The organism is Streptomyces sp. NPDC088766 (assembly GCF_044750845.1).
Classification (GTDB): Bacteria; Actinomycetota; Actinomycetes; order Streptomycetales; family Streptomycetaceae; genus Streptomyces.
Map to the genome: position 1 here is coordinate 1 of NZ_JBIVKQ010000003.1, position 26,076 is coordinate 26,076.

The 26,076-nt window shown below is 71.9% G+C and carries 18 protein-coding genes, 6 tRNA genes, 1 pseudogene and 1 riboswitch; of the genes and pseudogenes, 12 read left to right on the forward strand and 13 right to left on the reverse strand.

The features are described from left to right. The first annotated feature begins 319 nt into the window (after window positions 1-319). The 3 genes from lhgO to ACIP5W_RS05230 all read left to right on the forward strand — a co-directional run bounded on the left by lhgO (window position 320) and on the right by ACIP5W_RS05230 (window position 4,114). Window positions 320-1,558, forward strand: a complete 1,239-nt coding sequence (lhgO, locus tag ACIP5W_RS05220) for an L-2-hydroxyglutarate oxidase (protein ID WP_401467020.1) — start codon at window positions 320-322, stop codon at window positions 1,556-1,558. A gap of 243 nt (window positions 1,559-1,801) precedes the next feature. Continuing rightward, window positions 1,802-2,638 (forward strand): tRNA (guanosine(46)-N7)-methyltransferase TrmB, encoded by an 837-nt coding sequence (trmB, locus tag ACIP5W_RS05225; RefSeq protein WP_401467023.1) that lies wholly within the window; start codon window positions 1,802-1,804, stop codon window positions 2,636-2,638. 51 nt (window positions 2,639-2,689) lie between these two features. Next, complete coding sequence (locus ACIP5W_RS05230) at window positions 2,690-4,114, forward strand: PrsW family intramembrane metalloprotease (protein ID WP_401467026.1); 1,425 nt, start codon at window positions 2,690-2,692, stop codon at window positions 4,112-4,114. Window positions 4,115-4,444: 330 nt separating this feature from the next. On the opposite strand, the gene ACIP5W_RS05235 is transcribed toward ACIP5W_RS05230, so the two are convergent. The 3 genes from ACIP5W_RS05235 to ACIP5W_RS05245 form a co-directional block, all read right to left on the reverse strand. After that, the gene (locus ACIP5W_RS05235; protein WP_401467029.1) at window positions 4,445-5,479 is read right to left on the reverse strand and encodes a M23 family metallopeptidase; all 1,035 of its coding nucleotides are present in this window, start codon (window positions 5,477-5,479) and stop codon (window positions 4,445-4,447) included. Window positions 5,480-5,486: 7 nt separating this feature from the next. Further along, window positions 5,487-5,646, reverse strand: a riboswitch (cyclic di-AMP (ydaO/yuaA leader). 306 nt (window positions 5,647-5,952) lie between these two features. Next, a tRNA-Met gene (locus ACIP5W_RS05240) sits at window positions 5,953-6,026 on the reverse strand. A 66-nt stretch (window positions 6,027-6,092) separates the two neighbouring features. Next, window positions 6,093-7,232, reverse strand: coding sequence for a dihydrofolate reductase family protein (locus ACIP5W_RS05245; RefSeq protein ID WP_401467032.1), 1,140 nt, complete (start codon window positions 7,230-7,232; stop codon window positions 6,093-6,095). 185 nt (window positions 7,233-7,417) lie between these two features. Here ACIP5W_RS05245 and ACIP5W_RS05250 point away from each other — a divergent pair, with 185 nt between their 5' ends. Further along, window positions 7,418-7,939 (forward strand): MarR family winged helix-turn-helix transcriptional regulator, encoded by a 522-nt coding sequence (locus ACIP5W_RS05250; RefSeq protein WP_401467035.1) that lies wholly within the window; start codon window positions 7,418-7,420, stop codon window positions 7,937-7,939. Between the two features lie 138 nt (window positions 7,940-8,077). Then, window positions 8,078-8,701 (forward strand): annotated as a pseudogene (gene ribA / locus ACIP5W_RS05255) (GTP cyclohydrolase II); the annotation flags it as partial. A 303-nt stretch (window positions 8,702-9,004) separates the two neighbouring features. Here ribA and ACIP5W_RS05260 read toward each other — a convergent pair. The 8 genes from ACIP5W_RS05260 to ACIP5W_RS05295 form a co-directional block, all read right to left on the reverse strand. After that, the gene (locus tag ACIP5W_RS05260; RefSeq protein ID WP_401467038.1) at window positions 9,005-10,198 is read right to left on the reverse strand and encodes a PP2C family protein-serine/threonine phosphatase; all 1,194 of its coding nucleotides are present in this window, start codon (window positions 10,196-10,198) and stop codon (window positions 9,005-9,007) included. Window positions 10,199-10,515: 317 nt separating this feature from the next. Next, window positions 10,516-10,776, reverse strand: a complete 261-nt coding sequence (locus ACIP5W_RS05265; RefSeq protein WP_401467041.1) for a hypothetical protein — start codon at window positions 10,774-10,776, stop codon at window positions 10,516-10,518. 510 nt (window positions 10,777-11,286) lie between these two features. Next, window positions 11,287-11,359, reverse strand: a tRNA-Lys gene (locus tag ACIP5W_RS05270). 89 nt (window positions 11,360-11,448) lie between these two features. After that, window positions 11,449-12,981: an amino acid permease gene (locus tag ACIP5W_RS05275; RefSeq protein ID WP_401467044.1), complete on the reverse strand. Its 1,533-nt coding sequence runs from the start codon at window positions 12,979-12,981 to the stop codon at window positions 11,449-11,451. 82 nt (window positions 12,982-13,063) lie between these two features. After that, window positions 13,064-13,273, reverse strand: coding sequence for an FG-GAP repeat domain-containing protein (locus ACIP5W_RS05280; RefSeq protein WP_401467047.1), 210 nt, complete (start codon window positions 13,271-13,273; stop codon window positions 13,064-13,066). 338 nt (window positions 13,274-13,611) lie between these two features. Next, the gene (locus ACIP5W_RS05285) at window positions 13,612-15,948 is read right to left on the reverse strand and encodes a DEAD/DEAH box helicase (RefSeq protein WP_401467050.1); all 2,337 of its coding nucleotides are present in this window, start codon (window positions 15,946-15,948) and stop codon (window positions 13,612-13,614) included. Window positions 15,949-16,176: 228 nt separating this feature from the next. Then, window positions 16,177-16,701: a hypothetical protein gene (locus tag ACIP5W_RS05290; protein WP_401467053.1), complete on the reverse strand. Its 525-nt coding sequence runs from the start codon at window positions 16,699-16,701 to the stop codon at window positions 16,177-16,179. An 86-nt stretch (window positions 16,702-16,787) separates the two neighbouring features. Further along, window positions 16,788-17,138: a metallopeptidase family protein gene (locus ACIP5W_RS05295; RefSeq protein ID WP_363090824.1), complete on the reverse strand. Its 351-nt coding sequence runs from the start codon at window positions 17,136-17,138 to the stop codon at window positions 16,788-16,790. A gap of 80 nt (window positions 17,139-17,218) precedes the next feature. Between ACIP5W_RS05295 and ACIP5W_RS05300 the strand changes: the two genes are divergently transcribed. The 7 genes from ACIP5W_RS05300 (at window position 17,219) to ACIP5W_RS05330 (ending at window position 24,032) form a co-directional block, all read left to right on the forward strand. Beyond that, window positions 17,219-18,811, forward strand: coding sequence for a metallophosphoesterase (locus ACIP5W_RS05300; protein ID WP_401467058.1), 1,593 nt, complete (start codon window positions 17,219-17,221; stop codon window positions 18,809-18,811). Window positions 18,812-18,891: 80 nt separating this feature from the next. Then, window positions 18,892-18,964, forward strand: a tRNA-Glu gene (locus tag ACIP5W_RS05305). Between the two features lie 37 nt (window positions 18,965-19,001). Beyond that, window positions 19,002-19,076 (forward strand) — tRNA-Asp (locus ACIP5W_RS05310). A gap of 23 nt (window positions 19,077-19,099) precedes the next feature. Further along, window positions 19,100-19,173, forward strand: a tRNA-Phe gene (locus tag ACIP5W_RS05315). Window positions 19,174-19,309: 136 nt separating this feature from the next. Then, complete coding sequence (gene hrpA / locus ACIP5W_RS05320; RefSeq protein ID WP_401467061.1) at window positions 19,310-23,254, forward strand: ATP-dependent RNA helicase HrpA; 3,945 nt, start codon at window positions 19,310-19,312, stop codon at window positions 23,252-23,254. Window positions 23,255-23,349: 95 nt separating this feature from the next. Further along, window positions 23,350-23,424, forward strand: a tRNA-Asp gene (locus ACIP5W_RS05325). A 404-nt stretch (window positions 23,425-23,828) separates the two neighbouring features. Beyond that, a complete protein-coding gene (locus ACIP5W_RS05330) occupies window positions 23,829-24,032 on the forward strand; it encodes a DUF6274 family protein (RefSeq protein ID WP_401467064.1) in 204 nt (67 codons plus the stop codon). 426 nt (window positions 24,033-24,458) lie between these two features. Here ACIP5W_RS05330 and bldC read toward each other — a convergent pair whose 3' ends face one another. Together bldC and ACIP5W_RS05340 are read right to left on the reverse strand one after the other, a co-directional pair. After that, a complete protein-coding gene (gene bldC / locus ACIP5W_RS05335; protein ID WP_003949541.1) occupies window positions 24,459-24,665 on the reverse strand; it encodes a developmental transcriptional regulator BldC in 207 nt (68 codons plus the stop codon). Between the two features lie 547 nt (window positions 24,666-25,212). Continuing rightward, the gene (locus ACIP5W_RS05340) at window positions 25,213-26,055 is read right to left on the reverse strand and encodes a hypothetical protein (protein WP_401467067.1); all 843 of its coding nucleotides are present in this window, start codon (window positions 26,053-26,055) and stop codon (window positions 25,213-25,215) included. Between the last annotated feature and the right edge of the window lie 21 nt (window positions 26,056-26,076).

Genomic DNA, 26,076 nt, shown 5'->3' on the forward strand with positions numbered 1-26,076 from the left:
CTGGTGCGTGCGATCGCAAGGCGGAGGGTCGCCCCGATACTGGTTGTATCGGGGTGATCCCGACAACGCGGCGAGCGTGCGTGCCAGACGTCGCCGGGCTGGGGGCACCCCCTCTGGGGGAGGGACTTTCGAAACACGCCCTAGGCCCTGGCGTTGGCGTCACCTTCCCGTCGTCCGCCCGGAGGGCGGGCCCTGGGGCGTCAGGTGCGTGCTCCGGGGGAGGCGTGCACGGCGTCGCGGGGCAGGCGGGAAGGTGACGACGGGCCCTGGAACCGCGCCGGTGGCGCCGGCCGGGTTTGAAGGCACTGTCAGTGGCGCAGTGCACTATCGAAGCCGGGAGGTGGTGCAGGTGCGGGCGATCGGCTACGACTGCGACGTGCTGGTGATCGGAGGCGGCATCGTCGGCCTGTCGACGGCGCACGCGATCAGCCGCGCCGCGCCGGGCACCCGCGTGACGGTGCTGGAGAAGGAGCCGGGTCCGGCCCGCCACCAGACGGGCCGCAACAGCGGCGTCATCCACAGCGGCGTCTACTACCGCCCCGGCTCCCTCAAGGCGCGCTACGCGGTCCGGGGCTCCGCCGAGATGATCAAGTTCTGCGCGGAGTACGGCATCCCGCACGCCGTCACGGGCAAGCTGATCGTCGCCACGGACCGCGCCGAGCTGCCCCGCCTGCACGCCCTGGCCCAGCGCGGCCGGGAGAACGGGATCGCGGTCCGCGAGCTGGGCCCCGCCCAGATCACGGAGTACGAGCCGGAGGTCACGGGCCTCGCGGCGATCCGCGTCGGCTCGACCGGCACCTGCGACTTCACCGCGGTCGCCCGTCAGCTCGGCGAGGCATCCGGCGCGGAGCTCCGCTACGGCGCGCAGGTCGTCCGGATCGACCGCCGCGCCGACCGCGGGGTGGCGGTCCGCACCGCGCGCGGGGACGTCGTCCGCGGCCGCGTCCTGGTGAACTGCGCCGGTCTGCACTGCGACGAGATCGCCCGCCTGACCGGGGACGAGCCCGAGATCCGCATCGTCCCCTTCCGCGGCGAGTACTACGAGCTGGCCCGCCACGACCTGGTGCGCGGCCTGGTGTACCCGGTTCCCGACCCGGCCTTCCCGTTCCTCGGCGTGCACCTCACCCGAGGCCTGGACGGGAGCGTCCACGTCGGACCCAACGCGGTCCCGGCCCTGGCCCGCGAGGGGTACGGCTGGGGAGTCGTGCGCCCGCGGGAGGCCGCCGCGACGGCGGCCTGGCCGGGCGCCCGGCGCCTGGCCCGCCGGCACTGGCGCCACGGCGTCGGAGAGCTGCACCGGTCCCTGTCCAAGCGCGCCTTCGTGGCGGAGGTGCGCCGTCTGCTGCCCGCGGTCGAGCCGCGGGACCTGGTGCGCGCGACTGCCGGCGTCCGCGCCCAGGCCGTCCGGCGGGACGGCTCCCTGGTGGACGACTTCCTCGTACGACGGTCCCCGCGCGCGGTCCACGTGCTGAACGCCCCCTCACCCGCGGCGACGGCCTCCCTGCCGATCGGCCGGGAGGTGGCCCGCAGGGCGCTGGAGGCACTGGGGCCCGTGTAGGCGGGCGTCCACCGCACGACGGTGCCGGGGCCGGCCGGGCACCGTGGGGAGGACGGGCGGTCCCGGCGTGCGCCGCCCGGCTCGGCCTGACCAGCGGCCCCACAAGGCCCACCCGTACCGGCGCCCCGCCCCCACTCGCTCCCCTCCCCCGTCGTCTCCCACGTCCCCTCCCCCGTCTCCCCGTCGCCTCCACCGTCGCCCCGACCCGCCCCCTGCACCGTCGCACGTAAAATCGAGCCCACTGTGTCTGATTCGTTGAGTGCCCCAGAACCCGCAAGGCCCGCCCCAGGTGATCACCACCGCGGCGAGTCCGTCCGTCGTACCCGTGCCAAGGGTGAGCCGCGCTTCCCCGACGGTCCGCGGGCCGATCCCGCCGGGTCGCACTTCGAGCGGCGGATCAGGAGCTTCCAGCCGCGGCGCAGCCGGGTGACGGCGGGCCAGGCCGAGGCGCTCGAGCGGCTGTGGGCGAAGTGGGGTCTGGACATCGACGGGCACCGCGTCGACCTCGCCGAGCTGTTCGGCAACGGCAACCCGGTCGTGCTGGAGATCGGCTTCGGCATGGGTGAGGCGACCGCCCAGATGGCCGCCGCCGACACCGGGACGAACATCCTCGCCGTGGACGTCCACACCCCCGGCCAGGGCAATCTCCTCAACCTCGCGGACCGGGGCGGCCTGACGAACATCCGGGTGGGCAACGGCGACGCGATCATCCTGCTCCGCGAGATGCTTCCCCCGGACTCCCTCGCCGGGCTGCGCGTCTACTTCCCCGACCCCTGGCCCAAGAAGCGCCACCACAAGCGGCGCCTGATCCAGCCGGAGTTCCTCAGCCTCGCCGCGACCCGGCTGAGACCGGGCGCGCTCGTGCACTGCGCGACCGACTGGGAGCCGTACGCGGAGCAGATGCTCGAGGTGCTCACCGCGCACCCCGACTTCGCCAACACCCGCGCCGACGGCGGTTTCGCGCCGCGCCCCGGCTTCCGGCCGCTGACCCGTTTCGAGGGTCAGGGACTGGACAAGGGTCATGTGGTGAACGATCTGCTCTTCCGCCGCGTACAGCACGAGGGTCGCCGGGATCACTGACCAGCCAGAATCCCCTCCACCACCGTCCGCTCCCTCGTTAGGGTCGATGCCGTGGCCACCAGTTCCCCGTTCCCCCCGCTTCCCCCCCACCCGCCGCACCCCGGCGGCCCGGCCGAGGGCGGTGTGCTGCGGCACGCGCACTGGTGGCAGCACAAGTGGGTCCGCTACGGCGCGCTGATCACGCTGCTCGCCCTGTCGGGACTGGTGATCGTCGCCCTCGTCCGCGAGCAGACGGGCACGGAGGGGTTCCTGGTCGGACTGGGCCTGGCGATCCTTCCGGTGCCCCTGCTCATAGCCGCGTTCCGCTGGCTGGACCGGGTGGAACCCGGCCCCTGGCGGAATCTGGTCTTCTCCTTCTCCTGGGGCGCGTGCGCGGCAGCGCTGATGGCGATCGTCGCGAACAGCTTCGCGGTGCGCTGGATAGCGACGGCGACGGCCGACCCGGCCCATGCCGACACCCTGGGCGCGACCGTGATCGCGCCGGTCGTCGAGGAGACCGCCAAGGCGGCGGCCGTCCTCCTCGTGTTCCTGTTCCGCAGGCGGGACTTCACCGGGATCGTCGACGGGGTCGTGATAGCCGGGATCACCGCCACCGGCTTCGCGTTCACCGAGAACATCCTCTACCTCGGCAACGCCTTCGGCACCGACCAGCTCACCGGGGACGGCGGTATCGCCTCCGTCACCGTCGCCACGTTCTTCGTGCGCGTCGTCATGTCGCCGTTCGCGCATCCCCTGTTCACGGTCCTGACCGGCCTGGGTTTCGGCATCGCCGCGCTGTCCGGGGAGCGTCAGCGCGTGCGGCGCGTGGTGCTGCCGCTGTGCGGGCTGCTGCTCGCGATGCTCATGCACGCCCTGTGGAACGGCTCCGCGACCTTCGGCGACTGGGGGTTCTTCGCCGTGTACGGGGCGTTCATGGTGCCCGCGTTCGGAGTGCTGACCTGGCTGGTGGTGTGGACGCGCCAGCGCGAGCTGGGCACCGTGCGCGACGAGCTGCCCGCGTACACGGCCGCCGGCTGGCTCGGCCCGGCCGAGCCCTACGCCCTCGGCTCGATGCGGGCCCGCAGGCTGGCCCGGCAGTACGCCCGACGGCACCTCGGCAGGCCCGCGGCGCGGGAGGTGGCGCAGTACGAGGCCTACGCCACGTCTCTCGCGTTCCTGCGGCACCGCGGGCGGCACGGGCGGGGCGGCGCCGACTTCGTCGTACGGGAACGGGAGTTGCTGAACGAGCTGTGGCGGCGCAGGGAGGTGGCCAGGCCGGCGCTGGAGCACGCGTCCCGGCTGGCGGCTCCGGTGCCGCTGCCGGTCTACGGGGGGTACGGCACGTACGGGGGGTACGGGTTCCCGCCGGGGGCGGCGCACCCGCCGTCCGGGTACTACGGGTATCCCGGGTACGCCTCCCCTCCGCACACCGTGCCCCACCCGCAGGCCTCGCCCGCCCCGTACCCGTACACCCGCTCCGCCCCGTACCGGTCCTGAGCGGCGGGACAGCGGTCCGGCCGAAGACGTTGCCGCCGAGGGCGAGCGGGAGGACCTCGAGGTCAAAGGAGCCGAGCTTGCGCAGAGAAGTCATGCCCGATGAGAACGCCCTGGCCGGAGGCGCGCGTTCCGCACCTCCGGCCAGGGTTCACGAACATCCGGGAAACATCCGGGCGTAGACCTCACCGACCCCCGTGACACTTCCCGGAAGACCTCGGGAGTCCGGGCAGGACCCCGAGGAGACTCTCAGGGACCGGCAGGGGTCCCGAGGAGGCTCTCAGGGGCACCCGGCGGGAGTCCGGGTCGCCGGGGAGCATCTCCGGCGGCGTCTCAGGGGTTGATCCCCTTGTCCCGGAGCCAGGCGGCCGGGTCGATGCCGGTGCTGCTGCCGCCGGGGTGGACCTCCAGGTGGAGGTGGGCCCCGGTGACGTTGCCCGTGGCGCCGACGCGGCCGATGACGTCGCCGGTGGCGACCTTCTGGCCGACGCTGACGCCGATGGAGGACTGGTGGGCGTACCAGATCTCGGTGCCGTCCTCGAGGGTGAGCACGGTCTTGTACCCGTACGACCCGTCCCAGCCGGCGGAGGTGATGGTGCCGCTGTGCACGGCCTTGATGAGCGTGCCGGTGGGGGCGGCGAAGTCGAGGCCGGTGTGGTACCCGGAGGACCAGTAGGCGCCGGCCTGACCGAAGGTCGAGGTGATCGTGTACGAGGAGGTCGGCAGCGCGTACTGCTTGGCCAGTTCGGCGAGGCGCTCGGCCTCCGCCTTCTTGGCGGCTTCCTCGGCGGCCTTCTTCTTGGCGGCCTCGGCCTTGGCCGCGGCCTCCTTCTCGGCCTTGGCTGCGGCCTCGGCGGCTGCCTTGGCCGCGGCGGCCTCGGCGGCCTCCTGCGCCTTGGTCTCGACCTGGGTCTGCTGCGACTCGGCCTGCGCCATGATCCGGTTGCGCAGCGCCTCTCCGGCGTCGGCACCGCTGTCGGCGCTGTCGGCGGCGACGGCCTCGGTACCGAAGGCGCCGAAGGTGCTGAGAGCGGGCGCCGTCTCCTCGGGGGTGTCGTCGTCCGAGATGAGGGAACCCACCGAGGGGAGGTCGGGCATGGAGATGGAGACGGGCGACTTGCCGGTGTTGGCGCTGGCCATGCCCGCGCCGCCGACGGCGGCTATGACGCCGACGCCGAGAACGGTGGAGCTGCGGGCGAGTCCGCCGCGCTGCTTGGCGACGCGGTGCTTGCCGCGCACCGGACGAATGGAGTCCGCGGTGGGGTTCCATTCCTCCCAGGGGCCCTCGTCGGTGCGGTAGGTGCCGTAGCCGAAGGTCTGCTGGCCGGGCACGGCGGGGGCTTCTGGGGCAGGCCGGTTGGACGCCACGCGGGCGTACTCCTTTCCTTCCGTCGCCTACCGGGTTAGCTGACGGGTTCGGAGCGGGAAGGTCTCCTACGCGCGTATACCGGCCGTGACTGTACGGCGGCTTCCGCGTGATTCACCCCAAGTTGGTGGTTCCCCGGTTCCCTTGCGGGATTCGGCGCGTGCGCACGGAGCCGCCTCTTGTGACGGCTGGGACGACCGCGCTGCGTTATCGAACGTTAATAGACGCGGGGGCGGGATTCCAAGCCGTTCGGCTTGATCAACAACATTCATGGCCTGGACTTTCAGCCCAGGAGCGGTGAAAAACGGGCGAGTTGACCGGCCGCCCGAACGGTTCAGGGGTCACCGGGTTTTTGACGGTGTCTCAGATGTTGTGCGCAGGGCTCCGACGCGTTGACCGTACGTGACGGGAAGGGTCGCCCTGACGCACCGAGGGCCGGAATCCCTTGATCGGGATTCCGGCCCTCGGCATTGAGTAGCGGGGACAGGATTTGAACCTGCGACCTCTGGGTTATGAGCCCAGCGAGCTACCGAGCTGCTCCACCCCGCGTCGGTGTGACACCAGTCTACGCCATGCGGGGGACGCCCAGAACCACGGTCGGACCCGGGGGACCGGTCAGGGGGTCCGGCGGAGCAGATGGCCGTTGGGCGCCTTCGCCCGCTCCTCGTACTCGGGAAGGACGACGACGTCCGCGCCCGCGGCGGCCAGCAGGCCGCTCCCGTCGGCGTCGGCGACGAAGGTGTCCGGCTCCCGCCAGGCCGTCACGACCCGGCGCACGCCCGCGTCGAGGATCAGACGGGCGCACGGGGCCGGCCGGGAGGAGCGCCGGGCGCAGGGTTCCAGGCTGCTGTAGACGGTCGCGCCGGCCAGCCGGGGGTCGGCGGGGTCGGTCTTGGCGAGGGCCGCCTCCTCGGCGTGGACGACGGGGTCGCCCGCCTCGCGGGAGTGGCCGCGCGCCAGCTCCGTACCGTCGGCCGCCACCACGACCGCGCCGACGCTGAACGCGGTCCGCGACGGCGGACAGGCGGCGGCCAGCCCGCAGGCGAGGGCCAGCCAGTGCCGGTCGGCTGCGGCGGGGAGCAGCCCGGTACCGGGTGCGGTGGGCTCGTACGACATGAGGACCACGTCCTCGATGCGCCGGGTCCCCGTCAGCCGCAGGCGCCCGCCCTGGTAGCCGCCGGGGCCGAACAGCCGGGGTGCGTGCGGGTCGCCCACGAACAGGGGGGCCAGGACGAGCTGGAGTTCGTCGGCGAGGCCCTCCTGGAGGAGCTGGGTGTGGATCGTGCCGCCGCCCTCGACCATGAGGCGCCGTACGCCCCGCACGTCGTGGAGGTGTTCCAGGAGCCGGCGCCAGTCGAGGCCGGGGCCCAGCGGGACGACGTCCGCCGCGAGGCCGAGGGCACGGGCGCGGTCCGCACCGGCGTCGGTCGTGAAGAGGACCTTCTCCCCGCCGGTGTGCCAGAACCGCGCCGCCGGGTCCAGCTCACCGGTCCCGCTGACCGTGATCTTGAGGGGGTACTCCGGCTTCCCGGCGGCCACCCGGGCGGCGCGGCGGGCGGGCGAGTTGACCAGCAGGCGCGGATTGTCGGCGCGGATCGTGCCGGCCCCGACCAGGATGGCGTCGACGGAGGCCCGCACCTCGTCGACCCGGTCGAAGTCGGCCGGGCCGGACAGCAGCAGCCGGTCGGGGCCGGTGTCGTCGAGGTAGCCGTCGAGCGAGACGGCGGCGGACAGCAGGACGTACGGGTACGGCATCGGCGCGGGTCTCTCCGGGATCGGGGTCGGTGAACGGACGGGGGCGGGGCGGGGACGGGGACCGGGCCCGGCGGCACGGCAGGGCTCGCCCCGCCGCCCGGCGGGCGACGGGCGGCGGGGCTCGGTGCGAGAGCCGCGGCACGGCACAGCTTGGTTCAAGTTTGAAACAAAACTACACTGGCCGCATGACGACCCGCTGGCTCTCCCCCGAGGAGCAGCGCGCCTGGCGCGCGTACATCGCCGGATACCTCCTCCTGGAGGACGCGATCGACCGGCAGCTCCAGCAGGAGGCCGGCATGCCCCACGCCTACTACTCCATCCTCGCCCACCTCTCCGAGGCGCCGGAGCGGCGGCTGCGCATGACCGACCTGGCGGAGCACCTGAAGGCCACCCGCAGCAGGCTGACGTACGCCGTGACGCGGCTCGAGAAGGACGGGCTGGTGCGGCGCGAGGACTGCCGGTCGGACAAGCGGGGAAGTGTCGCGGTCCTGACGGACGAGGGCATGGCGGTCCTGGAGAGCGCGGCGCCCGGCCACGTCGAGACCGTGCGCGGCCTGCTCTTCGACCGGCTCACGCCCGAACAGGTGGGGCAGCTGGAGGAGATCTTCACGCAGGTCGCGCGAGGTCTCCAGGGAGGCGGCGGCGAGGCCGCGCCCGAGGATCCGCCGTGGCGCCGGCGTTCCTCGCCCTGCTCCGGGACCTCGTGAGCCGACGGCTCCGTCCGTGAGCCACCACACCATCCCATTGCTTCAAATTTCAAGCATGAGGTAGGGTCACGAACCGTAGATCTGCTTCAAATCTGAAGCAGAAGACGTGTGCACCGCCCCCGGACCCGGAGAACCCGCATGCTCGACACCCCCGCCGCCACCCAGCGTGCCCGCGTCCGGGTACCGCTGCGCTTCCACGACGGCTACTCGGTGGACGCCGAACTCGTCACCTTCCACGGCCTCGCCGACGGCCAGGAGCACGTCGCCGTCGTCCTCGGCGATCCCGGCCCCGTCCCGCTCGTCCGGCTGCACTCCGAGTGCCTGACCGGCGACGTCCTCGGATCCGCCCGCTGCGACTGCGGCCCGCAGCTGCGCGAGGCGGTCGAGCGCATCGCCGACCGCGGCGGAATCCTGCTCTACCTGCGCCAGGAGGGCCGCGGCATCGGCCTCTACAACAAGCTCGACGCGTACGCCCTCCAGGACCAGGGCCTCGACACCTACGAGGCGAACGCCGCGCTCGGGCTGCCGGAGGACGCCCGCGACTACACCGCCGCCGCCCAGATGCTGCGCGCCCTTGGCGTCACGGAGCTGGACCTGCTGTCCAACAACCCCGACAAGGCCGAGCAGCTCCGCGGACGGGGCGTCGGCGTCCGCGACCGCGTGCCCACCGGCGTCTTCACCACCGAGCACAACGTGCGCTACCTGCGGGCCAAGGTCCTGACGACCCGGCACACGCTGCCCCTGGCCGAACTCACCGAACTCACCGAACTCACCGAACTCGCCGAACTCACGAGCCGGGACGCGCCCGGCTCTCTCCCGCCGGCCGGCTCGGGCCGAACGGCCCGTCCAGCGCCGCCCATTGGAGCAGCATGATGGTCTTCGCGTCGGCGATCCCGCCGGTGCGGACCAGGGCGAGCGCCTCGGTGAAGGGCAGTTCCACGACCGGCACCCGCCACCGCGGCCCGGGAGGGGCTCCCGGCGCGGATCGTCGTCGACACGGGCGGCGCGGGCGGACGGCTTCGGGCCGATCGGTCGCCCCGCGCGGGGACAGGCCCGGTGGTGCGGTCAGCCGCGCCACTCCACCAGGAGCAGCGTGGCGTCGTCCGTGGTGTGCCCGCCCCGCGCCCGCTTGAGGGTGTGCGACAGGGCACGCGCCACCGCGCGGACCCCGCGGCCGGTCCTCTCCAGCCCGTTCACCAGCCGGACCAGCTGGTTCTCTCCGAACTGCTCCCCGCCCGCCGTGTGCTCCTCGATCAGCCCGTCGGTGAAGCACAGGACGCGATCTCCACGCTCCAGACCCAGCTCATTGAGCTCCGGCTCCGCACCGCCCAGGCCCACCGGCAGGGTCGTCGGCCCGACCAGCCGGCGCGTGACACGGTGGTCGCGGACGAGTATCGGCGCGGGGTGGCCGGCGTTCACCCACTGCAGGTGGCCCGTCCTCGTGTCCAGCCGCATCATCTGCGCGGTGACGAAGTGGTCGGCGCCGAACTGCTTCGCCACGGCGTCGTCCATGAAGGCGTAGATCTCTCTCAGGCCGGTGTCGAGGCGGCGGGCGTGGCGGTAGGCGCCGATGGCCACGGTGGCCATGGTGGCGGCGCTGAGTCCGTGCCCCATCGCGTCGATCATGGCCAGGTGGAGGACGTCGCCGTTGAGCGCGTAGTCGAAGCTGTCCCCCGCGACGTCGTACGCGGGTTCCAGCACCCCGGCCACCGCCACCGTCGGCATGACCATGGCCAGGGGCGGCAGCAGCGACCACTGGATCTCGGCGGCCACGCTCATCGGCTGACGGCGTCGGGTACGGAAGAACAGGTCGGAATATCCGTGCTTGGTCACCAGCAGATCGGCCACCAGCGCGGAGAGCCGGCGCAGCATGCGGCGGTCCTCTTCGTCGACCCGGTCCAGCGTCACGGCCATGACGCCCACCTGGTCGCCGCCGTCCAGCAGCGGCAGGTGGACCCGTACGCCGTCGTCCTCGGGCAGTTCCACGGGCAGCGCGTCGAGGAAGCACCGGCCCGCGGCGGAATCGTCGATCGTCTGAGGGTCCCCGTCCGCGAGGCCCTTGCCGGGCAGGGGTACGAGCAGCAGCTGGCCGTAGTCCTGCAGCAGGACCTGCGGACGGCGGCCCCCCAGCCGCTCCATCGTGTCGGCGACCAGTGGGCCGATGAGGTGGGGAGGAAGCTCGTGCGCGCGATCGAGCACCATCCCCAGAAGCGCTTCCCCGAAGCTCTCCGAGCGGTCCGCACGCGGTCCGGCCGTCATCCGCTCACCCGACGTGATCCGCTCGGATCCGGGCGGCGGCCGTGGTGCACGGAAGAGGTGCCTGTCGCATCACTCCATCATGGGCCGTTCCGCCCCCCGGCGCTCTCCTGGCCGAAGCCGTCCTCGCCGTGTTCCAGGACGCGCTGGGCCGACCGCGTGTTCCAGGGACCGGCGGCGGCCGCCGGCAGCCGGCCGGCTGTTCCCGCCGGCTCGTCGGGCGGGACGACCAGCGGCTCCAGGCGCCCCGCGGTGCCGCACTCCGGGGTGGCGGCATGCCGCTCCGTCCGGCGGGCCGTGGCCGGCCTCCGGCGTGGGGCTCAGCCACGCGTGCGGCATCCGGTACGTGTGCACGTCGTCCGGTGGCGTGCCTTCGGCGGGCGGTGTGCGGGAGTCCCCCGTCGCGACGCCGTCAGGGAGACGTCCAGGCCCTTGGAGTCGCAGGATCCGACGGTGGCGAGATCGACGTCGACGGCGGTCACGCCGTCGCGCAGGCCCTGCTCCGGCGCGGCCCGCAGCAGGGGAGCCGTGGCCGGCCCGATCGCACCGGCGAGCGTGACGAGGGCCCGCTCCCCGGTCACGCCGGTGGATGTCCGGCCGCTGCACGACCGTCACGCCGACCCTCGGCAGCAGAGCACGACGACCGGAAGGGACCCCGAAGTCTCCGTGACCGCGGCGGACGTGACGCCGACCCGTCTGCGCACCGTCCGCTCGGGCGGCCCGGGGTTCGTCTCTCGCCGAGGACGACCCGACAGGGCGGTCGGAGTGCGTGCTGCCCTCGGTACTTTCACCGTACGCCGCCGGCCACCGGAAAAGTGGCGCCGGGCAGACCCTCCCGAGCCGGGCGCACCGCCTGCCGAAGGTTCGTGGAGACATCCCCGGCAGACGGGCCACTCAGTGGGGCACCTCGCCCACCGCTCCCCGCCGGTCATCCACCGGGCCCGCGCCCCACCACGTTCCGCGAGCCACGGACACGTCCGCTCACGCGTCGCTCGCGCATGGGCCCCACAACGAGACAGCGCCCGAGCCGACCGAAGCCGACCCGGACGCTGCACAGCAGGTCAGAGGGGACGAACCCTCCCCCGCGCCGGTAGGCCCTGTGGGACTCGAACCCACAACCAATGGATTAAAAGTCCACTGCTCTGCCAATTGAGCTAAGGGCCCAGGCGATGTTGCCTCCCCGAGCATAGCCGGACGTGGCCGTGTCGCCGATCGGGTATCGGGACACGGCCGCGCCGGGCGGCGAAGACCGGTCACGGATCGACCGGCTCCGCCGTCGCCCCCGCCGCCTCGCGGGGAACCGCCCGACCGCCGGTGGGGCTGAGGAACCAGTGCCGCGCCGAGGCGAACCACCACACGGCCGCGAAGCCGAGGACGACCAGGACGGCCACCGGGGCGTAGTTGAAGGTCTCCGAGGTCACCGGGGAGACCTGGGGGAGCATGAACAGGACGGTGATGACGCCCACCCAGACGACGGAGATCACGCCGATCGTCCGGGACCACCGGCCCAGGTGCCAGGGGCCGCGGGCGAAGTCGTCGCCCTTGCGCAGCCGCAGCAGGGTCGGGATGACGTAGGCGATGTAGAGGCCGATGACGGCGATGGAGGTGACGGCCGCGTAGGCCGTGACGTTGATGAGGTAGGGCAGGCCCAGCAGCAGCGCGCCGCCGGCCGCGAGCCAGACCGCCGCCACGGGGGTCCGGGTGCGCGGGCTGACGGTGCGCCAGAGCCGCGAGAAGGGCAGGGCCCCGTCGCGGGAGAAGGCGTAGATCATGCGGCTGTTGGCGGTGACGGAGGCCATCCCGCAGAACAGCTGCGCGCCGATCACGACGAGGAGCAGCAGCTTGCCCGCCGTGGCGCCGAGTGCGTCGAGGAGGATCTGGGCGGGCGGGGCGCCGGTCGGGGAGCCGAGGGCGCCGTCGTAGGACTGGATGGCGAAGGTGAAGCCGAGGAGCAGGACGAAGCCCGCTATCCACGAGGTCCAGATGGACCGCACGATGCCCCGGGGGCCCGCGGTCGACGCGTCGTGGGTCTCCTCGGTCATGTGGGCGGAGGCGTCGTATCCGGTGAAGGTGTACTGGGCCATCAGCAGGCCGAGGGCGACGACGTAGACGCCGCTGCCCCAGCCGGTGTTGTTGACGAACTCGCCGAAGACGAAGGACGCCGACCGGTGGTCGTCCGGTACGAAGGTCAGCGCGCCGACGATCACGGCCACACCGAGGACGTGCCACCACACGCTCACGCTGTTGAGGAGCGCGACGATCCGCACCCCGAAGGTGTTGAGCAGGCCGTGCAGCACGAGGATCCCCGCGAACAGCAGGATCGTCCGGCCGGGCGTGACCTCGAAGTCGAACTGGAGATTGAGCCAGGCACCGAGGAAGGACGCGGCGCCGAAGTCGATGCCGGCCGTCACGGCGACCTGGCCGAGCACGTTGAACCAGCCCGTGAACCAGGCCCAGGCGGCCGCGCTGCGGGGCGGCGCCAGCCGGTGGGCCCAGAAGTACAGTCCGGCCGAGGTGGGGTAGGCCGAGCAGATCTCGGCCATCGACAGCCCGACGAACAGGGTCATCAGGCCGACCGCGACCCAGCCCCAGGTGATCACGGCGGGGCCGCCGGTGTTCATGCCGAACAGGTACAGCGTCAGGCAGCCCGACAGGACCGAGATGATCGTGAAGGAGACCGCGTAGTTGGAGAACGCCGACATCCGGCGCGCGAGAACCTGCGTGTATCCGAGCTGGGCCAGCCGTTCCTCGTCCGAGAGGCCGGCCGCCGTGCCGTCATCTGTCATGCTCCCAGCAATTCCCTCGCCGGGGGCGTGACACACGTCACAACTTGGCCAGAAAGAACCCCTGCGGGTCCCGGAGGATCCGTCAGAAGAGGCCCTTGCAGCCCTGCCAGCCGGTGGCGGTCCTCACCCGTGCGGAGAAGGTGCCCTTGCCGGTCCCGGGCATCCGCCACAGCACGCCCGCGGTGTCCCGTGCCACCAGGTCGGCCTTCCCGTCCCCGGTGATGTCGCCCACGCCGACGAGCACCGGCCCCGACGGCACGGTGGCGTTCTTCTTCGCCGTACGGTCGAACACGCCCGCCGCGCCCGTGGGGCCGCAGTTCCGAGGGGGCCCGCGCCGAGGGCGACGAGGTTCGCGGAAGCGAGTGTGATCCGGGCACGCCGGGCCGAGGGCCCTTCCCCAGGGGGTACGAGAACGGCACGGCGGCGGTTCTCCCCCTCCGGCCGCTCTGTCCATGCCGGGCAAGGCGATGCCGACGACCGGCTCCGGGGCGGCGACAGGAAAACGGGGGGTCCGCTCCCTCCTCGGACACGGGGAAGGGCCCGTACGACCGGAGTCGTACGGGCCCTTCCCCTGATGCGATCGATGCGATCGATGCGATGGCGATCGGCGGTCAGCCGGCCGGGTCGGCGTCAGCCGTTGCGCTTCCAGCGCGGCTTGTCGTCACGGCGCCCGAAGGAGCCGCCGCCGGTGCCGGTGCCACGGTGGTCGTCGCGGCGGGCGCTCGGCCGGTCGTGGCCGCCGGCGCGGAAGCCGGTGCCCGGACGGTCGTCGCGGCGGTCGCGGTTGAACGGGCGGTCGCTGCCCCGGTGCCCACCGCGCTCGTCGCGGCGGAAGCCGCCGCGGTCGTCACGGCGCTCGAACGGACGCCCACCACGGTCGTCACGGTTGAACGAACGGCCACCACGGTCGTCACGGTCCCGGTTGAAACCGCCCCGGTCACCGCGGTCGTCACGGCGCTCGAAGGAACGGCCACCACGGTCGTCACGGTTGAAGGAACGGCCACCACGGTCGTCACGGTTGAAGGAACGGCCACCACGGTCGTCACGGTCCCGGTTGAAGCCACCCCGGTCACCGCGGTCGTCACGGCGCTCGAAGGAACGGCCGCCACGGTCGTCACGGTCGCGGTTGAAGCCACCGCGGTCGTCGCGGCGCTCGAACGGACGCCCACCCCGGTCGTCACGGTTGAACGAACGGCCACCACGGTCGTCACGGCGCTCGAACGGACGCCCACCGCGGTCGTCACGGTTGAAGGAACGGCCACCACGGTCGTCACGGTCCCGGTTGAAGCCACCCCGGTCACCGCGGTCACCGCGGTCGTCCCGCCGCTCACGGCGCTCGTACGACGACGAGGTCACCGGACGCTCCTCGCGGACGGGGCGGTCGGCGTCCCGCGCGACGGGCTGCGCCGGCACGGACACCTCGGTCAGGGCCTCCGCCCCGGCCGTCCCGGCGGTCTCGCCGGTGCCGGCCACCACGGCCTGCGCCTCGGCGATCGCCGTCTCCGGGTCCTCGCCGCGCTCGCGGGCCACCCGCGCGACCAGCCGGTCGGCCTCCTCGCGCAGCTCGCTCGCGCGCCGCTGCGCCCGCTCCAGCTCCCTGGCCAGCTCGGCGACCTCGCGCTCGGCCTGCTGCGCGGCGTTGCCCGCCGACTCGGCCTGGACCTCGGTCATCGAACGGGCGCCGGTGATCTCGGCGACCTCCGGCTCGAAGGCCGTACCGCCCTGGATGATGTGACGCCCGGCGTCGACGCCCGCGTCCTCCATCAGGCGGAAGATCTGGCGGCGCTGGTGCGGCAGCGAGAGCGAGACCACGGTGCCGGTGCGGCCGGCGCGGGCCGTGCGGCCGGCGCGGTGCAGGTAGTCCTTGTGGTCGCCGGCCGGGTCCACGTTGAGGACCAGGTCGATGCCGTCGACGTGGATGCCGCGGGCGGCGACGTCGGTCGCGACGAGCGCGTTGACGTAACCGTCCTTGAAGTCGGCCAGCGTGCGGGTGCGCGCGCCCTGGGTCATGCCGCCGTGCAGCGCGTCGGCCTTCACACCGGCTTCGCGCAGCTGCTCGGCGATCCGGTCGGCGCCGAGCTGGGTGCGCACGAAGATGATGGTGCGGCCCTTGCGGGAGGCGATCGCGGCGGTGACCGGCGCCTTGTCCTTGGGCTTCACGATCAGGATGTGGTGCGACATGGTCGTCACGTTGCCCTGGGCGCTGTCGACCTCGTGCGTGACGGGGTTGTTCAGGTAGCGCTTGACCAGCGTGGAGATCTCGTTCTCCATCGTGGCCGAGAACAGCATGCGCTGACCGCCCTGCGGGACCTGGTCGAGCAGCTCGGTGACCTCGGGCAGGAAGCCCAGGTCCGACATCTGGTCGGCCTCGTCGAGGACGGTGACCTCGACGTTCTCCAGGGAGCAGGCGCCGCGGTTGATGATGTCGCGCAGTCGGCCCGGCGTGGCGACGAGGATGTCGACACCGCGCTCGAGGGCGTAGATCTGGTTGCTCATCGACGTGCCGCCGCAGACGACCTTCATCTTCAGGCCGAGGACGTCGCCGTACGGCTGGAGCGCGTCGGCGACCTGCATCGCCAGCTCGCGGGTCGGGGTGAGGATGACGGCGCGCGGCTTGCGCTTCTCGGTGTGGCCGCCGGCCAGCGTGGCCAGCGTCGGCAGACCGAAGGAGAGGGTCTTGCCGGAGCCGGTGCGGCCGCGGCCGAGGATGTCCTTGCCGGCCAGGGCGTCCGGGATGGTCGCCGCCTGGATCGGGAAGGGGGAGGTCACGCCGTTCTGGGCGAGCTTGCGCACGACGCCCTCGGGCAGCCCCAGGTCCGCGAAGGACAGCTCGGGCGCCTTGTCGGCCTCGACAGCCTCGACGGTCGTGGTGACCTCGTCGGCCTCGACGGTCGCGGTGACCTCGACGGCCTCGACCGCCTCGCTGTTCTCGGACACGACGGCGTGATCAGTACGGGAAATGGACATGCGAATGCGAAACCTTCCGGAGTCTCGTCGGCACGCGCCCGTCAACTCCGTGTTCGCATTCGACCGCCTCAATGCGGTCCGTCACGGTAAGGGAGAGTACGCGCCACACGGCGCGCTCTGTGGTGGCGCCGGGCAAATGGGATCAAACGATCTAACACCATACGCACCCCGTACCCCTGAAGGCAAACCGGTCTGCGTAGACGTGGGTCGCACACCACTGTACGGCATCTACGCCGGCGCCCCGGCCTCCGGCGCCGGTTCCCGCTCGACCAGCTGCGGCACCGGCTCCGCGTCCGCCGACGCGGACGGCTCGGCCGCCGTCGGCTCCGGCGACGGTGACGCGGGAGGCTCCGGCGACGACGGCGGCTCCGGGTCCGCCGAATGCGTCGGCGTGGGCTCGTCCCGCGGCGGCTGCGGCATCCCCGGCCGTTCGCTCCGGCCGGGTCCGGGCCCCTTCGAGGCCGCCACGCTCCGCCCGGCCGACGGCGAGGCCGCAGGGGAACCGGACCCGTCGGGGCCGCCCTTCGTCCCGTCCCCGCCGTCCCCGCGCCCGCCGCCGGCACCCGCGCCGGACCAGTGCCCGCCGGTCCGGCCGCCGGGCCCGCCCTCCGGCGCGTCACCGCCGCGCTCCCCCGCCGAGTGCGAGGGCCGGGCCCGGTCCCCCTCCTCGTCACCCACGCTCATGCAGCCGGCGGCCGCGGCGACGGCGAGCACCGTGACGGCCAGGCGAACGGGTACGTACAAGGGGCGCACGGGGCCACCTCCGGGGGCAGACGCAGGAGTCACACCCCCAACTCCCGCCGCCCGCCGGAAGACACGCGCCTCGCCACGCCGACGGCTCAGCCGTACCCGAGCGCGTGCAGCCGGGCGTCGTCGATCCCGAAGTGGTGAGCGATCTCGTGCACCACCGTCACCTCGGTCTCCTCGACGACCTCCTCCCGCGTCCCGCACATCCGCAGGGTCGGCCCCCGGTAAATGGTGATCCGGTCCGGCAGCACGCCCGCGTACCACTCGCCGCGTTCCGTCAGCGGGGTCCCCTCGTACAGCCCGAGAAGCTCGGGATCGTCCGCCGGCGGCTCGTCCTCGACGAACACGGCGACGTTGTCCATCAGCCGCGTCAGCTCCGGCGGGATCCGGTCCAGCGCCTCGGCGACCAGTTCCTCGAACTCCTCGCGCGTCATCTCCAGCACGGGGCCCATTCTCCGGCACGACAGCGCCGTACGGTGGGTGAGTCCGCATGTCCGGACGCAGACCTGGGCATACGCGACCAATGGCCCGCGTCCGTGTCCCCGCCGCAGCCCTGCACACCATGAACATGAACCGTCTCCGCACCGCCCGCCGCCCCGGCGGCCCCGTCCCCGAACTCGCCGCCCGGCCCCGCCCCTGGATCCGCGCCCTCGGCCTCACCGCGGTCGTCCTGCTGGGCGCCTGGCTCGGACTGCTGGTCGTCGGGAACGTCCGGGTGCCCGTCGGCCCCATGAACACCACGATGACGCTGCGCCCCGCCCTCGACGGCGGCACGAAGATCAACATCTCCCCGCTCGGCGCCCTCCACCTCGACAGCCACATCGCCCCCGTGCGCCTGGACGTCAACGTCGACCAGCTCGACCCCGAACGCTCCCAGGCCCTCGTCGACCATCCCGAACGCCTCTCCGGACTCCAGGACGAGGTCACCGAGGACATCGAACGCGGCACCCTCGACCTCGCCGTACGCTCCTGCGTCGCCGTCGTCGCCGGCGCCACCGCGCTCGGCCTCGCCGTCTACCGCCGCCCCCGCCGCGCCCTCGCCGCCGGCGGCCTGGCACTGGCCCTGCTCACCGCCTCCGGCGCCACCGCCTACGCCACCTGGAGGCCCGAGTCGGTCCTCGAACCCCGCTTCTCGGGCCTGCTCTCCTCCGCCCCCTCGGTCGTCGGCAACGCCCGCAGCATCGTCACCGAGTTCGACGTCTACCAGCAGGAACTGGCCCGCCTGGTCACCAACGTGACCAAGCTCTACGACGTCACCTCCACCCTCCCCGCCTACCAGCCCGACCCCACCACCGTGCGCGTCCTGCACGTCTCCGACATCCACCTCAACCCCGCGAGCTGGAAGATCATCGCCTCGCTGGTGCAGCAGTACAAGGTCGACGTGATCGTCGACTCCGGCGACACCATGGACCACGGCACGGCCGCCGAGAACGGCTTCCTCGACCCCGTCGCCGACCTCGGCGCCCCCTACGTCTGGGTCCGCGGCAACCACGACTCCACGACCACCCAGGCCTACCTGGAGAAGACGAAGAACGTCCAGGTCCTGGACGACGGCCGGGCCGTGACCCTCGCGGGGCTGCGCTTCGCCGGCATCGGCGACCCCCAGTTCACCCCCGACCGCTCCACCGTGCCGGGCGCCGAGGGGACCCAGGAGGCGGCGGGCGACCGCCTCGCACGGGCGCTCCGCGCCCAGCGGGCCGCCGGCACCCCCGTGGACGTGGCCATCGCCCACGAGCCCTCCGCCGCCCGCCGCACCGACGGCGAGGTCCCGATGGTCCTGGCCGGCCACCTCCACCGCGCCGGGATGGAGATCCTCGACAAGGGCACCCGGCTGCGCGTCGAAGGCTCCACGGGCGGCAGCGGACTGCGCGCCGTCGAGGGCGAGTACCCCGACCCCATCGAGGCGTCGATCCTCTACTTCGACCGCGACTCCCGCCGCCTCCAGGCCTGGGACGAGATCAAACTGGGCGGCCTTGGCCTGACGACGGCCGAGGTCAGCCGCCACCTCCCCAAGGAGAACCAGCCGGGCGCCTCCCCGACGCCCACACCGTCGTCGCCCGCCCCGACCCCGGCTCCCACGACCCCCACGCCGTCCGGCTCCCGGCCCCGGCCCTGAACCGTTTTGGCGATACCTCCTGCCATCCCATATGCTTCTCACGTCCCCGACGCGCTGCGAAGCGCCCAGGCGGGCCGATAGCCCTCATCGTCTAGCGGCCTAGGACGCCGCCCTTTCAAGGCGGTAGCACGGGTTCGAATCCCGTTGGGGGCACGCAACACCGTGTGCGACACTGTCGTACACACAGCTTGGTCCTGTGGAGCAGTTTGGAGTGCTCGCCACCCTGTCAAGGTGGAGGCCGCGGGTTCAAATCCCGTCAGGACCGCTGGAGTTCCTCGTGGACTCCGTGGCTGGGTAGCTCAGTTGGTACGAGCGATCGCCTGAAAAGCGATAGGTCGCCGGTTCGACCCCGGCCCCAGCCACCCCATGGAACAGGGCCCCGATCTTCGGATCGGGGCCCTGTTCGTGTGCCCCGCGACAGCGCCGAACGGGCGCGGGCGCCGCCCCGGCCAAAAGTACTCGCCACGTTTTTCTCCGGGATGAGATCCTGGATCCCGTATGTCTACGCACCCCGCCCCCGCCCTCGGCGTTCTCGCCCCCCGTCTGGCCGAGCTGTCCCTGCGTGATGCGCACCGGCTCGGGCGCAGGCTGGAGGGCGCGCGCAAGATCCGCAAGCCGGAGGCCCGGGCCGCCGTCCTCGCCGAGATCGAGGCGGAGGTCGCGTCCGCCGAGGAACGGATGGGCGCGCGGCGCACCCGCCTGCCCGCCGTCACCTATCCCGAGCAGCTGCCGGTCAGCCAGAAGAAGGACGTGATCGCGGAGGCGATCCGCGATCACCAGGTCGTGATCGTCGCCGGTGAGACCGGGTCCGGCAAGACCACGCAGATCCCGAAGATCTGTCTGGAGCTGGGACGCGGCGTCCGCGGCATGATCGGGCACACCCAGCCCCGCCGGATCGCCGCGCGGACGGTGGCCGAGCGGGTCGCCGAGGAGCTGCGGTCGCCGCTCGGGGAGGCCGTCGGCTGGAAGGTGCGGTTCACCGACCAGGTGAACCCGGAGGCGACCTTCGTGAAGCTGATGACGGACGGCATCCTGCTCGCCGAGATCCAGACCGACCGCGAGCTGCGCGCCTACGACACGATCATCATCGACGAGGCCCACGAGCGGTCCCTCAACATCGACTTCCTGCTGGGCTACCTCGCCCAGCTGCTGCCGAGGCGCCCGGACCTGAAGGTCGTCATCACCTCGGCCACCATCGACCCCGAGCGGTTCTCCCGGCACTTCGGCGACGCGCCGATCATCGAGGTCAGCGGGCGTACGTATCCGGTCGAGGTCCGCTACCGGCCGCTGCTGGAGGAGGAGTCCGAGGACGCCGACCGCGACCAGATCACCGCGATCTGCGACGCCGTCGAGGAGCTGATGGCGGAGGGGCAGGGCGACATCCTGGTCTTCCTCTCCGGCGAGCGGGAGATCCGGGACACCGCGGACGCACTGGAGAAGAAGAAGTACCGCTTCACCGAGGTGCTGCCGCTGTACGCCCGGCTCTCGCACGCCGAGCAGCACCGCGTCTTCCAGCAGCACAGCGGCCGCAGGATCGTCCTCGCGACCAACGTCGCGGAGACCTCCCTCACCGTCCCGGGCATCAAGTACGTCATCGACCCCGGCTTCGCCCGCATCAGCCGCTACAGCCACCGCACCAAGGTGCAGCGGCTGCCCATCGAGGCGATCTCGCAGGCCAGCGCCAACCAGCGCAAGGGCCGCTGCGGCCGTACGTCCGACGGCATCTGCATCCGGCTGTACAGCGAGGACGACTTCCTCGCCCGCCCGGAGTTCACCGACGCCGAGATCCTGCGTACGAACCTCGCCTCCGTCATCCTCCAGATGACCGCGGCCGGGCTCGGCGAGATCGAGAAGTTCCCCTTCATCGACCCGCCGGACCACCGCAACATCCGCGACGGCGTGCAGCTCCTCCAGGAGCTGGGCGCGCTCGACCCGGCGCAGAAGGATCCGCGCAAGCGGCTCACCGAGACCGGCCGCAAGCTGGCCCAGCTGCCCGTCGACCCGCGGCTGGCCCGGATGGTCCTGGAGGCCGACAAGAACGGCTGTGCCCGCGAGGTCATGGTGATAGCCGCCGCGCTGTCCATCCAGGACCCCCGCGAGCGCCCGGCCGACAAGCAGACCCAGGCCGACCAGCAGCACGCCCGCTTCAAGGACGAGACCAGCGACTTCCTGGCCTACCTCAACCTGTGGCGGTACGTCCGCGAGCAGCAGAAGGAGCGCGGTTCGTCGTCCTTCCGCCGGATGTGCAAGCAGGAGTACCTGAACTTCCTGCGCATCCGTGAGTGGCAGGACATCTACACGCAGCTGCGGACCGTCGCCAAGCAGATGGGCATCCACCTCGACGAGCGGGACGCCGCCGGCGACAGCATCCACGTCTCGCTCCTCGCCGGCCTGCTGTCCCACATCGGGATGAAGGACGTCAAGGACGGCAACAAGAACGAGTACCTGGGCGCCCGGAGCGCCAAGTTCGCGATCTTCCCCGGCTCGGCCCTGTTCAAGAAGCAGCCCCGGTTCGTCATGTCGGCGGAGCTGGTGGAGACGAGCCGGCTCTGGGCGCGCGTCAACGCCAAGATCGAGCCCGAGTGGGTCGAGCCGCTCGCCGGGCACCTCCTGAAGCGGACGTACAGCGAGCCGCACTGGGAGAAGGACCAGGCGGCGGTGATGGCGCTGGAGAAGGTCACGCTGTACGGCGTGCCGATCGTCGCCCAGCGGAAGGTGAACTACGGGCGGATCGACCCGGAGGTCTCCCGCGAGCTGTTCATCCGCAACGCGCTCGTCGAGGGCGACTGGCGCACGCACCACAAGTTCTTCGCCGACAACCGCAGACTCCTCAGCGAGGTCGAGGAGCTGGAGCACCGGGCCCGGCGCCGGGACATCGTCGTCGACGACGAGACGCTGTACGACTTCTACGACCGTCGGGTGCCCGACCACGTCGTGTCCGGCGCCCACTTCGACTCCTGGTGGAAGCGCAAGCGGCACGAACAGCCCGACTTCCTGGACTTCGAGCGGGAGATGCTCATCCGGGAGTCGGCGGAGGCGGTCACCAAGGCCGACTATCCGGACTCCTGGCGGCAGGGCCCGCTGAAGTTCCGGGTCACCTACCAGTTCGAGCCGGGCGCGGACGCGGACGGTGTGACCGTCCACATCCCGCTCCAGGTCCTCAACCAGGTGACCGACGAGGGCTTCGACTGGCAGATCCCGGGGTTGCGCGAGGAGGTCGTCACCGAGCTGATCCGCTCCCTGCCGAAGCCGATCCGGCGCAACTACGTGCCGGCGCCGAACTTCGCGCGGCGGTTCCTGGACCAGGCGGTGCCCCTCCAGGAGCCGCTGACCGTGGCGATGGCCCGCGACCTCAAGCGGATGGTCGGCGTCCCCTTCGAGGCCGAGGACTTCGACTGGTCCCGCCTCCCCGACCACCTGAAGATCACCTTCCGGATCGTCGACGAGCGGCGCCGCAAGCTGGCCGAGGACAAGGACCTGGAGGCGCTGAAGCTGCGGCTGAGGCCCAAGGCCCGTCAGGCCATCTCGCAGGCCGCCGCGGCCACCGCCGAGCGGCAGGGCGGCGAGTCCCTGGAGCGCTCCGGCCTGACCGACTGGACCGTCGGCACGCTGACCCGCGTCTTCGAGACCCGTCGGGCCGGCCAGCCGGTGAGGGCGTACCCGGCGCTGGTCGACGACGGCGACACCGTCTCCGTGCGCCTCTTCGACACGGAGGAGGAGCAGGCGGAGGCGATGTGGAAGGGCACCCGCCGGCTGATCCTGCGCAACATCCCGGTCAACCCGGCGAAGTTCGCCTCCGAGAAACTGACGAACGCCCAGAAGCTCGCTCTGTCCGCGAATCCGCACGGCTCCGTCCAGGCCCTGTTCGACGACTGCGCGACGGCCGCGGCGGACAAGCTGATCGGCGACCTCGGCGGGCCGGCCTGGGACGAGGAGTCGTACCGCACGCTGTACGAGAAGGTGCGCGCCGAGATCGTCGACACGACCGTGCGGACGGTCGGGCAGGTGCAGCAGGTCCTGGCGGCCTGGCAGGCCTGTGAGCGCCGCCTGAAAGGCGTACGCAGCCCCTCCCTGCTGGCCAACCTGACCGACGTGCGCAAGCAGCTGGACGCGCTCGTACGGCCCGGGTTCGTGACGCAGGCGGGACTGCGCCGGATGCCGGACCTGATGCGCTACCTCGTGGCCGCGGACCGGCGCCTCCAGCAGATGCCGACCAACGTCCAGCGGGACACCACCCGCATGGAGAAGGTCCACGAGATGCAGGACGAGTACGCCTGGCTGCTGGAGCAGTTGCCCCCGGGCCGCCCCGTCCCGTCCTCGGTGCTGGACATCCGCTGGATGATCGAGGAGCTGCGGGTCAGCTACTTCGCCCACGCACTGGGCACGGCGTACCCCGTCTCGGACAAGCGGATCGTGAAGGCGATCGACGCGGCCGCACCGTGACGAGACCGGCACGGAGGGTGAGTTCGACCAGGCGGGCCACCCTCCTGTAGAGTCTCGTTCCGCAGCACAGCGCAACGCGAAGTGCCGCAAAACCTGGTCCTGTGGAGCAGTTTGGAGTGCTCGCCACCCTGTCAAGGTGGAGGCCGCGGGTTCAAATCCCGTCAGGACCGCACAGTTGAAAGACGGCTCGCACCTCAGGGTGCGGGCCTTCTTCATGTCCCCCCCAGTTCTCCGCTCCCCCGCCCCGCCGCCGGCACAAAGGCCGCGCCCGCGGCGGAGCCGCCGACGGACACAGCAAATCCCGTCAGGACCGCACAGCTCGAAGAAGGCCCGCACCTCAGGGTGCGGGCCTTCTTCATGCCGCCCCGGTTCCCCGGCCCCCTCGCCCCGCCCGCCGACCGAAGGCCGCGCCCGCGGCGGAGCCGCCGACGGGTACGGCGCTTCCCCACAGGACCGCACCCACGGGACCCCAGCCCCGGTCCGGGCGCCCCGCGCGGCCTTGACGGCTTCGCATTCGGCCGGTACTCCAGAAGTTCCGGGCCGCGCTTCCCGCGGGCCCCACTGGAGGTGGCCCATGGCGGCATCGACCGGGCACGCGACGCGGGCGCTGCTCCGCGCGCACCTGTCGGCCGCGTCGTCCTACCGGCACCTGACCCGCCACTGCCCCATCTGCCACCGCCTCCAGCGGCTGGTGACGGACGGCGCGCCGCCGGCCGTGGAAGAGTTCCCGGAAGCGCGGCGGGAGGCCGACGAGGGCGAACAGCCTTACACAGACTGATGTTTGACGCTCGCAATAGCGCACCCGAGGCGGCGGCAACAAGGCCGGTGGCATGTGACGGGTGTCACCGCATGAGTTTCGGGAAGGTGGGTTCTTACCCGCTTCCTACAACTCTTCAATTTAATATGTGCAATTGCACCACTCCGGAGGACACCCCCACGGATCCCCCCGAGGGCCCCCACAGTGGATCCGACAGCCCTCCACAGGGCGCCCCGGACTTCGACAAGCTCGCTCACAGAACGCTCTGGTAGGCATGTCCAGGGCACAAAAAAGATCGCGCCGGACTCGGCGGAGTCCAGCGCGATCGACGACGCACCGTGTGGGCTACGGGCCTGTTGGGGCAGGACCCGCGTCGCTTGGAGCAAGGATGCGGACAACTCGGCAGATTGGGGGACCTGCGGTGTTGTTGCCCGGTACTTCAGTTGCTCAGGCCTCGCTGCGCTGCTGCGGAATACCCGCGAGCAGTGCGCGAACCTCAGCCTCGCGGTAACGGCGATGTCCGCCGAGCGTGCGGATCGACGTGAGCTTGCCGGCCTTCGCCCACCGCGTGACCGTCTTAGGGTCCACACGGAACATGGTGGCGACCTCAGCCGGGGTCAGCAGCGGCTCAGCATCAGGGGTGCGAGCGGTCATGAGCGGCCTCCTCGGGAGAACCGAACCTTCTCGGTTCTTTCCTCTAAATTCTGCACCTTGACCCGCGTTGCCCGAAATGGCGGACGCGAGTCGAGTCGGTTATAGGACGAACGGCTTGTCCTCGGCACTACAACTACACCATCCGTCCAGCCTCGTCGGCCAAACCGATGGAATTGCCCCCCAGGTGTTCATCGGCGACGGAAGCCGATGGACCGTGCCATAGCGGACAGTCACGCCAGTGTGACGATCAGTCACACGGCGATCAGGAGTCACCAGACCCCCCAAAGCGTGCAATGCTGAGATTCCCCCCACGGCGGAGCACAAGTGGACGGACGGAGCCCTCCCCGGACTCCTTGTCCTATTTTGGCACGAGGAGGGGCAACCGGCGCAAGGGCCGTGTACGTGCGGTCCGTCACCCTTGCGACAAAAGCCCGGATCGGGACCTACGTCCCGTCAGTTCCGTGAAGTGCGGCTGACCGTACGCCGTTCGAGGGCATATGACCGTGACGCAGGTCACGGTGGTGCACCTGTCGCCTCTGTCACACCGTCAGTTCGCCGAGCGCCGGTCCCGCACCGACCGCCAGCGTTCCGCGAGCCGGGCGTACGCCTCGCCCGCCGCGGGGCCGTCGCCGCGCCGCAGGGCCTCGATGCCGGCGGCCACGTCGGCCGCCGAGCGGTCGTCCTCCAGATCACCGGCCGGCAGGGCGTGGACGAGCCCGCCGTAGTCCAGTTCCACCAGCGAACGCGGGTGGAACTCCTCCAGCCAGCGGCCCACGTCCACCAGGCCGTCGATGAGCGGCCCCTCGTCCATGGCGTCCCTGAGCGCGCGCAGGCCCCGCGCCACCCGGCGGCGGGCCTGCACCATCGGCGTGCGGTAGCGCAGTACCGGGGCCTGCTCGGCGGTCCCCTTGTCGTACTCGCGCTCCTCGTCGGAGAGGAGCACGAACCAGTGCAGCGGGATCTGCCAGGTCGCCGTGCGGATCCAGGGACGGGCGTCGGGGTTGCGGACCAGCCAGCGCTCGTAGTCCTGGGCGGCCTGGAGGCGGACCAGGGGCGGCAGGACCGCGTCCAGGACCGGGCCGGGCAGTTCGCCGCCCAGCTCTCCCAGGGCCTGCCAGCCGCGCAGCCGGGTCCGCCAGGGGCACACGCACACGACCCCGTCCACGTCGGTCACGAACGCGTCGCCGCTCTCGTGCACCGGGACCGCGACCGGCGGGGTGGGCAGCAGGTCGGCCAGCGAGCGGCGCAGCTCGTCCTGGCAGGTGGGCAGGTCGGCGCGGCGGGCGTAGCGCGCCCAGTGGCTGCGCTCCGGCTCCGGGAAGGCGGCCAGGGGCTCGTACACGCGCAGATAGGCGGCGTACGGGACGATCACCGAGGACACCTGGGGCACGCCTGCTCCCTCCCCTGTGGA

What these genes read in the sequence shown, in the direction of transcription:
- ACIP5W_RS05285 (WP_401467050.1), bottom strand. Translation starts at nt 15,948, where the DNA reads ATGTCCATTTCCCGTACTGATCACGCCGTCGTGTCCGAGAACAGCGAG.
- ACIP5W_RS05250 (WP_401467035.1), top strand. Translation starts at nt 7,418, where the DNA reads ATGACGACCCGCTGGCTCTCCCCCGAGGAGCAGCGCGCCTGGCGCGCG.
- ACIP5W_RS05245 (WP_401467032.1), bottom strand. Translation starts at nt 7,232, where the DNA reads ATGCCGTACCCGTACGTCCTGCTGTCCGCCGCCGTCTCGCTCGACGGC.
- ACIP5W_RS05275 (WP_401467044.1), bottom strand. Translation starts at nt 12,981, where the DNA reads ATGACAGATGACGGCACGGCGGCCGGCCTCTCGGACGAGGAACGGCTG.
- ACIP5W_RS05300 (WP_401467058.1), top strand. Translation starts at nt 17,219, where the DNA reads ATGGCCCGCGTCCGTGTCCCCGCCGCAGCCCTGCACACCATGAACATG.
- bldC (WP_003949541.1), bottom strand. Translation starts at nt 24,665, where the DNA reads ATGACCGCTCGCACCCCTGATGCTGAGCCGCTGCTGACCCCGGCTGAG.
- ACIP5W_RS05260 (WP_401467038.1), bottom strand. Translation starts at nt 10,198, where the DNA reads ATGACGGCCGGACCGCGTGCGGACCGCTCGGAGAGCTTCGGGGAAGCG.
- hrpA (WP_401467061.1), top strand. Translation starts at nt 19,310, where the DNA reads ATGTCTACGCACCCCGCCCCCGCCCTCGGCGTTCTCGCCCCCCGTCTG.
- ACIP5W_RS05330 (WP_401467064.1), top strand. Translation starts at nt 23,829, where the DNA reads ATGGCGGCATCGACCGGGCACGCGACGCGGGCGCTGCTCCGCGCGCAC.